The following is a 7199-nucleotide window of genomic DNA, read 5'->3' on the forward strand; positions in this document are numbered from 1 at the left end:
GCGATCAGGTTCACGGCATCCTGGGCGGGATCCGGCTCCTTCCAGAGCTGCACCATTCCAACGCCGAGCGGGCCATCGCGCAGCCAGGTGCGGGGCACCACGCCCCAGCCCAGGGCCTGCGAGACCAAGTAGGCGGCCACCTCCCGGTGGGCCAGCGTTCCCTGGGGAAAGTCCCACAGCGGACTTTCGCCGGCGATCGGTTTGTAGACGACCACCGTCTCGCCGATGCTGCCAAGAAAGGTTGCATTTGACGCGGTAGTGAGCCGGCCAGTGAGCGTGAGCTCGGTGGTCATCAGATCGGCCACGTGCATCAGCTTTCGGGAACGGTGCAGGTGTGTCCGTCGGCGTCCACCGGATAACCGCACAGCAGGCACATCGGACGCCCGGCATCTACGATCTCGCGGGTGCGCTTGGCGAATGCGCGGGCGGTGCCCACCGGCATCCGGACGCGCAGCATTTCGGTCTCCTCGGCCTCGTCGGGGTGAAGCGACTCCTCGCCGAGCTGCGCATCGGGATCTTCCGCGGCGAGGGGATGGGCCTCGATCACGATCTGGGACGTGGATGGGTCCCAGCCCAGGCTCATTGCGCCAGCGCGGAACTGCTCCTGGTCTTCCTCAATCGGGTCATTGTCGACAAGTTCAGGGGGAGTGCCGGTGGGAATGCTGAACGGGTTGCCGTCGACGCTGAGGAGCTGGTCGAGAATGTCATCGATATTCTCCGCGAGCTGGGCCGACTGCTGCTTTTCCAGCACGATGCTCACAAGCTGCTTGCCCGCGCGCACCTGCAGGTAGAACGTACGCGACCCTGGAAGGCCGGTGACGCCAACGACGACCCGATCGGGCCAGGAAAATTCGTGAATACGTGTAGGCATATAAATATTCTAGGCTCCTGAAGTCCGTGGTGTCTGTTGCCCTGCGCCGCCGCCCACCGGGGCATCTGCCGAGTGGAGGCCCTTGGCCAGCCAGGACAGATCACCCGCATCGGTGTTCATCGCGTAGACACTTGGCCGACTGGCGCCGTAGCGCACGATCGAGATGGAGGCTGGGCCCACATTAATGCGCTGGAACAGGTCAAGGTGCATGCCGAGCGCGTCGGCGAGAACTGACTTGATGATATCCCCATGGCTCACCGCAACCCACACGGCCTCTGGCCCGTGCTCGGCTTCAAAAGCCGCATCGTGGCGTCGAATCGCCGCGACCGATCGCGCCTGCATCAGTGCCATGGATTCACCGCCGGGAAAGGTGACTGCCGAGGGTTGCGACTGCACCACCGGCCAGAGGTCTTCGGTCGCCAGCTCGCTGAGCGTGCGGCCCTGCCACTGGCCGTAGTCGCATTCGGTGAGATCAAGATCGGTGGGCGCGTAGGGAGCGCCGGCCTGGCGGTCCAGAATGTAGCGTGCGGTTTGCTGGCAGCGTTCCAGCGGGCTCGAGACCACCCCGGCTAAGGGCACTTGGGCGAGCCGCTCTCCGGCCAGTGCCGCCTGATCCATCCCGGTCTGATCCAGATTGACGCCGGACGCCCGGCCGGCCAGCAGGCCCGTGGCGTTGGCTGTGGTGCGGCCGTGCCGCACGAGAAGAACTGTTGCCATCCACCCAGCCTATCCACTTGCCATCGGCAAACACAGCGACCGCTCCACTGTTGCCCGTGACGGAATCATGCAACTGCAAGGCTTGGCGAAAACTGGGCTTCGAAGTCGGATGCGAACTCCGCTTTATTGCTCGACGCTACCGATTCTTGAAAGATGCCCGCCAGCTCTGCACTGCGTAGCAGAGGGTGCCGACCAGCAATGCTGCGAATATCGTTGTCCGCCAGGTCACAAATGATTGCGCGTTGAGGATCGAAACCACGATGAGCGCCGCGATCAGTGCGCTGCCAGCTGTCCAGGCCCACGCCGCACGGCGTGCGCGATAGGGCTCATTCGGTGTGAAGCTGGCCGCATAGCTGGCCGGAGTGCCGAATTCCTCCTGCAGAGATGCCTCGGCCTCCGCAGCGTAGGCGCGGGTTTCGTTCACGATCACGCGAATCCGCCGGTCACTGAGATCACCGCGAAGCCGGAGATTCGCCTGAAGCTCGCCCACCCATTCGTCTTGAGAAACTGCAGCGGCTTCCGGCGCGATGCGCGCAGCGGCCTTTGGGTTGCGCTTCAGGACGACGCCGATTGCGTAGTGAATGAGCACGTACGGCGGCACCGGTGCCAGATACCAAAGAACGCTTCCTGTCCCAGCCGAACCTTGCAAGAGCATGGCGAGAGAGCTGAGGGCAAGAGTGCCAACGATTAAGGACACCGCGGTCCAGACCATCGCCATCGGGCGCGTAAATTTGCGCACCGCCAGATTCCAAACCTGCACTAGGCCTATGGTTGCTGCTGCCAAGAAGAAGGGAAGGGCGAACATCATCCAGCTCAAGCGTGCTGTCCACCCATCGTCGATCAGCGCAACAATGGTTACTGCTACCGCAATCAATGTCGCGCTGAAGCAGACGGCTTGCGTGAACTGCCCCGTGGAGAGCAGTTCGTGCCGGTCGTAGGCAGGGGTTCCGGACTGCTGCCAGCGCTCCTGCTGATCCTTGGCCCAGACCTTTGGATCCCCAAACAGGTCTTCCGCCGGTTCCTGCGCATCTCTGAGTACCGGCAAAAGCTTGATGAGTGCCTCTTTGGCGGTGGAAATCTTAACACCGTCGATCATGAGCCGACCTGCAACGGTTCGCAGCCACTCAACGTCGCTTTCCGCTCCCCGGGCCGCGCGAAATTCTTCGATGAGCGCGGCGAGATCAAGCTCGGTGAGTGGTTCAGGGGAATGCTGAGTCATGGCTTCTTTCCTTGGAGGTCAGAGTCGTTGTCAGTAGCTGGTTTTGGTGCGCCTAGCGATTCGGCCAGGGCATGCCAGGCCCGGCGTTCCTCTTGGAGTCTTGTATACCCGGGCGGAGTCAGTGCATAGTTGCGTTTTCCGGGGCCGTTCTGCCCTTGTTCCCATTGCGCGATCACGGCGCCATCGTTTTCCAGGCCGGTTAGCAGCGGGTAGAGGGATCCGCCTTTTGGGCGCCCGAAGCCAAGTTCGTTAACTGCCTGCGCGATTCCGTACCCGTGCAGCGGCCCATTCTCAAGACTGGCGAGAACAGCCGTTCCCAGTGCGGCGCGGGTCCATGTTGACGGCCATTCCGGTTTCACCTCATCGTCGTTCATGTATCTAAGTATAACGTGTATCTAGATATTTAAACCACGAAATTTGTGGTGACTGTTGCTTTGCCGACCGATGGCTGGGCTACGCTCAAATAGGACGGTTAGCGCGCTTTGCGAAAGGTCGATGCGGTTGTGAAGATGAATGGTGCACCTTGGACGGCGGGACGTGATGCCCAGCTCCCGGAAGATACCGCACGATTGTTGTCAACCGTTCCCGAGTGGTTTGGGCAGCCTGAATCCAATGCGGAGTACATCGACGCCGCGCGCACCAAAGAAACCTGGACGGTTCGCGACAACGCAGGGAAAGTCATCGGACTCACGCTGGTCGACCGGCATTTTCCGCATGTCGCGGAAATCCATCTGACAGTTGTCGACCGTGAATTCCATGGATCCGGCGTGGGCAGTGCGATGGTTGAGGCGCTCGAAGCCGAAGCGATCGGCAACGGGGTCAAGCTGCTGGAAGTGAAGACCCTCGGAGCACCGCATCCGGATGAAGGATATCGACGCACACGCCACTTTTATGAAAAGTGCGGTTTCCTTGCTTTGGAGGAGACCGACCTGTGGGGCGAAGATACGCCTTGTCTGATCATGGTGAAGCCGCTATCCCCGAACATACCGACTGGGCCTCGAAGCTGAACCGACTATTCTCGGATATGATCTGTACCGCACTGCAATTCGGGATTCGCGCAATTATATGGACCGCCGGAAAGCCCTTGAACTGCCTCAAGCATTGCGCTCTAAGCTGTGGCAAAGCCAAGGGAGTAAGCACTCTGTTGTTTACCTCGGCCAACGAGAGTTATTGGGAATACCTCTGCCTGTTCATCGACCCGCTCCATGAACGATATGGTGGGGAGGCCCAACCGGTAAACTGACGCCGTCAAGGGATAAGGTGCAGGATAAGGAAGCGCTGATGAGAAGCTCGCCAGAAAACATCTTGCTGCGATTGGCGGATGCCGAGGAGCAGCAGATCCGCGAGGTGTTCGCGCGTCTTTCCGAGCGTGGGTTTCCGGTGCAACAGCAGACGCCGCATATCACCATCACTTTTTCGCCTGCAATGGCCGATGAGGTTGCGCAATGTGCTGCGCGGTTGCTTCCTGCGCTGATCCCGGCACGGCTGGAACGTGTGGGCACGGTTGTTTTCGGAACGAAGCGGAAGCAAACCGTCGCCTGGTTGCTTGAAACTTCCGAAGAGCTGGAATTCGCTGCACGTGAGATTAGTGCGCTGAACCCGGATGGTCGAGGGTCGAGATGGACTCCGCATCTGACGATGGGCCTGCGGCTGCCACGAGAGATCGTCCCGGACTATATTCGTGCGTTGGATGAGCTGACTCCACGGAATTTGGAGCACCTCACCGCTATTCGGGCGGCACTGTGGAAACCAATCAGCGGTGAGCTCACCGTACTTGCCGAGGCGAGCAACGCTCACGAGACAAGAACCTAAGCGGACAAGATTGCAGCAACCGGCGGGACAGCCATGGACAAAGTCCGGCATTCAGCGAAGCTGCAAAGTCTCTGGGCAGTCGGCCTAGGAATTGAGCTGGGCCGCTGCGGCCTTGAGATGTTCGTCGGCTCCGGTCTGCAGTGCGAAGAGGCCGTAATCAACGGCGGCGGTACTGAAAAGTTCGGCGCAGTGCTCCGCCAAAAGCGGAGAAACCACCCCGCCCTGAGCTACATACCGGGCCACGGTGGCATCGAACGCCTGCGGAGAAACGCTGGCCTGGTGGAAGACGAAATCCCGGGCCGGGTCGCCGATGGCCGCGGTGGTCCAGTCCAGTATGCTGTCGATGCGCTCGCCGGTCATCAGCTGGTGCGCGGGATAAATTTCTCCATGGGTCACGGTGGTGTGCTGCGGCCAGTACCGGTCATCGGCCAACCAGGCGTTCCAGCGGTCCTGCAGATCTGGGGATACCTCGAATTCGTTCACTACTGTGGCGATGTCCTCGCGCTTGCGTTGGCGCACGGAGTCGGGAGTGAACACCTCGATCCCGCTGTCGGCAACAACCCGTGGATCGACCGCGTGCAATTGCGCAAGCACATCTGCCAGGCAGTGCGCGTAGTGCCGGGATTCCAGGTCGAAATGCCACTGTGGCTGCCCTGCCGCGTCAAGGTTGAGTCCCGGTTCACCGGGCAAGAGCGGATAGGCGATCAACTGCTCGCTATGGATTTTCCAATCGGGAATCGCCACGTCCAGGTACGGCGCCAGGCAGTGAAGCAGCCGGCCTTCTACCGCCGCGCGTTCGGTGACATCGGGGCGGCGTGGAATACGCAGCACCCAGGAATCGCCGGAATTTGTGGTGCCGATGGCGACCTGGAAATCCAAGCCGAGTTCGTTGATGGTGATACTCGAAGGATCCAGCGTCAATCCGTGGATCTCGGCCAGCGCACAAATTTCTCGAATCGCAGAGTTTTCCATGGCTCCACCCTTGCGGGTTGAGCGGGAAAAGTACATAGCAGAGCGTGGAGCACTTAGCGGAAAACTCGGCCGATGCCACCACTCAGTTGCGACAGCTGCATCCAGATCCCCAAACGAACGAGCGGGCGAAGGAGCAGGTCGATCAATGGGCGCATGGGATGGGTTGAATTGCATTCCCAGCGCAGGTGGATATGAAGCTGGGTGCCGCCAGCGGCAGGCTCCAACTCAATACGTATTCGCTTGATGTTGGCCCGTGCCGAATCCGGAAAGGTGAACTGCCACTCGATCAATGTTGCGTCTGTGCATGCGACAAGCGCGACATCCTGGGTCTGGAATTCAGGCTTGATTCGAATCTGCTTGCCATCGGGCCGCTGCGTGCGAGTGCGTGCGCTCCAGCGTTCGCCAATCTGGATGCGTCCCAGTGGATTCTTGCCGGCGATTTCATTGATGGTCGGTTCCCACTGAGGCATCCGCGATGGTTTGTAGAGCAATGCCCAGACCTGTTCAACGGCAGCGGGAATAAATGCCTCGATGCTTCCTGAACGTTGGCCCGGCCGAATGCTGTGTCGTGGCTTGAAGGCAGTGAAGTGCTGGGCTTCATCGATTAGCGCGATCACCTGATCGGGTGCCGTATTTAGCCGCCGTAGTATTTGGTCGATCATGCCGCTCGGCTCCGTCATGAGTTCACCCAGTACGTCAGCGGCAGTTCCCCGACGCCCGCCGCCGCTCGCGCGTTTGATCACGGCTAACGCGCGGTCGCTCCATTCGTAGCCACCGGTTTCATGGAAGACGATCCGCCCTTGTGAAGGGTGTCCGTTATCGATGCCCAGCGAGGCGAGTTGTGCCGAATGCTGCTCGTTGACGGCAGCTCTTGCCGATTCAAGAGTGATCCCCATGCTTCGCAGGACCTGTCCGGCGCTCTGCTCGCTGAGGACGAGTGCAAGAAGCAGATGCTCGATGTCGGCGGTGCGCTGTCCGATGCGGGAGGCTTCCTCCATGGCGGCGAGCGAGAGCGTGTGCGATGTAGTTGCCGCGTCGCTGAACTTGCTCAATGGGCCCTCCTTGCTACGGGGATAGTCTGATCGACCTTCTTCGCGTACTTCTTGTGCGCTGCCTGGCGGGAGACCCCGAGCGCGTCGGCAATGTTCTGCCAGCTCATGCCCGAGCGCAGGGCCGCCTCAACTTGCGCGAGTTCGAGCCTCTCGGCGAGTGCACGCAGGGAAGCGATAGCGCGAAGCCCGGAGCGTGGATCGCTGGTGTCTGCCGCGACCGTGGTGATCTGTGTTGACTCCATGCTGTCAACCTACGTTGCCAACCAAGTCTCTGTCAACAAAGATTGCTAAGCGAGTGGCGTAGGCGGGGATGGGCTTGTCTGGGATTGTTCGGTGTGGCGACGCGGTAGGGGTCCGCATCGGGATCTAGCAATGCCAAGAAGGACCTGCATTCTGAGAGACGTTTTCCCATATAGCAGCAGCGACGCTGCCGAACTTGTGTCGGGCTAGTGCACGCCGAACTTTGAAGTTAGTTCCGCTCACTTGCGCCTTTTCCGGAACTTCATCGACTCGCGCCGTTCAAGGAGATCGTTTCCAGATATTCGGCCGCCAAACT

Annotated in this window: 9 protein-coding genes and 1 pseudogene; 2 read left to right on the top strand and 8 right to left on the bottom strand. The window is 60.4% G+C overall.

Annotation, left to right across the window (positions count from 1 at the left end):
* The 5 genes and pseudogenes from ACT3TP_RS18215 to ACT3TP_RS18235 all read right to left on the bottom strand — a co-directional run.
* A pseudogene (locus ACT3TP_RS18215) lies at nt 1-311 on the bottom strand (SCO1664 family protein); the annotation flags it as partial.
* Nucleotides 311-871, bottom strand: a complete 561-nt coding sequence (locus ACT3TP_RS18220) for a DUF3090 family protein (RefSeq protein ID WP_444621238.1) — start codon at nt 869-871, stop codon at nt 311-313. The pseudogene ACT3TP_RS18215 and the gene ACT3TP_RS18220, both read right to left, overlap by 1 nt.
* 9 nt (nt 872-880) lie before the next feature.
* Nucleotides 881-1588, bottom strand: a complete 708-nt coding sequence (locus ACT3TP_RS18225; RefSeq protein ID WP_444621239.1) for a histidine phosphatase family protein — start codon at nt 1586-1588, stop codon at nt 881-883.
* Nucleotides 1589-1724: 136 nt separating this feature from the next.
* On the bottom strand, nt 1725-2807 hold the full coding sequence (locus ACT3TP_RS18230; protein WP_444621240.1) for a hypothetical protein: 1083 nt from the start codon (nt 2805-2807) through the stop codon (nt 1725-1727).
* Entirely contained in the window at nt 2804-3181 is a 378-nt protein-coding gene (locus tag ACT3TP_RS18235; protein WP_444621241.1) for a PadR family transcriptional regulator, read from the bottom strand. Before ACT3TP_RS18235 ends, ACT3TP_RS18230 begins: the two co-directional genes overlap by 4 nt.
* A 108-nt stretch (nt 3182-3289) precedes the next feature.
* Between ACT3TP_RS18235 and ACT3TP_RS18240 the strand changes: the two genes are divergently transcribed.
* Both ACT3TP_RS18240 and ACT3TP_RS18245 read left to right on the top strand, forming a co-directional pair.
* Nucleotides 3290-3814: a GNAT family N-acetyltransferase gene (locus ACT3TP_RS18240; protein ID WP_444621242.1), complete on the top strand. Its 525-nt coding sequence runs from the start codon at nt 3290-3292 to the stop codon at nt 3812-3814.
* Nucleotides 3815-4088: 274 nt separating this feature from the next.
* On the top strand, nt 4089-4619 hold the full coding sequence (locus tag ACT3TP_RS18245; RefSeq protein ID WP_444621243.1) for a 2'-5' RNA ligase family protein: 531 nt from the start codon (nt 4089-4091) through the stop codon (nt 4617-4619).
* A gap of 84 nt (nt 4620-4703) precedes the next feature.
* Here the strand turns inward: ACT3TP_RS18245 and ACT3TP_RS18250 are convergent, their stop codons facing one another.
* Genes ACT3TP_RS18250 through ACT3TP_RS18260 form a run of 3 tightly spaced genes read right to left on the bottom strand, consistent with a single transcriptional unit; the run spans nt 4704 to nt 6885 of the window.
* Nucleotides 4704-5591 carry a macrolide 2'-phosphotransferase gene (locus tag ACT3TP_RS18250; RefSeq protein ID WP_444621244.1) on the bottom strand — a complete coding sequence of 296 codons (888 nt, stop codon included), beginning with the start codon at nt 5589-5591 and terminating at the stop codon, nt 4704-4706.
* Nucleotides 5592-5644: 53 nt separating this feature from the next.
* The gene (locus ACT3TP_RS18255) at nt 5645-6589 is read right to left on the bottom strand and encodes a Clp protease N-terminal domain-containing protein (protein ID WP_444621245.1); all 945 of its coding nucleotides are present in this window, start codon (nt 6587-6589) and stop codon (nt 5645-5647) included.
* A 50-nt stretch (nt 6590-6639) separates the two neighbouring features.
* Nucleotides 6640-6885 (bottom strand): hypothetical protein, encoded by a 246-nt coding sequence (locus ACT3TP_RS18260; protein WP_444621246.1) that lies wholly within the window; start codon nt 6883-6885, stop codon nt 6640-6642.
* Nucleotides 6886-7199 lie beyond the last annotated feature (314 nt).

The sequence above is a fragment of the Glutamicibacter sp. AOP38-B1-38 genome, assembly GCF_052377485.1.
Taxonomy (GTDB): Bacteria; Actinomycetota; Actinomycetes; order Actinomycetales; family Micrococcaceae; genus Glutamicibacter.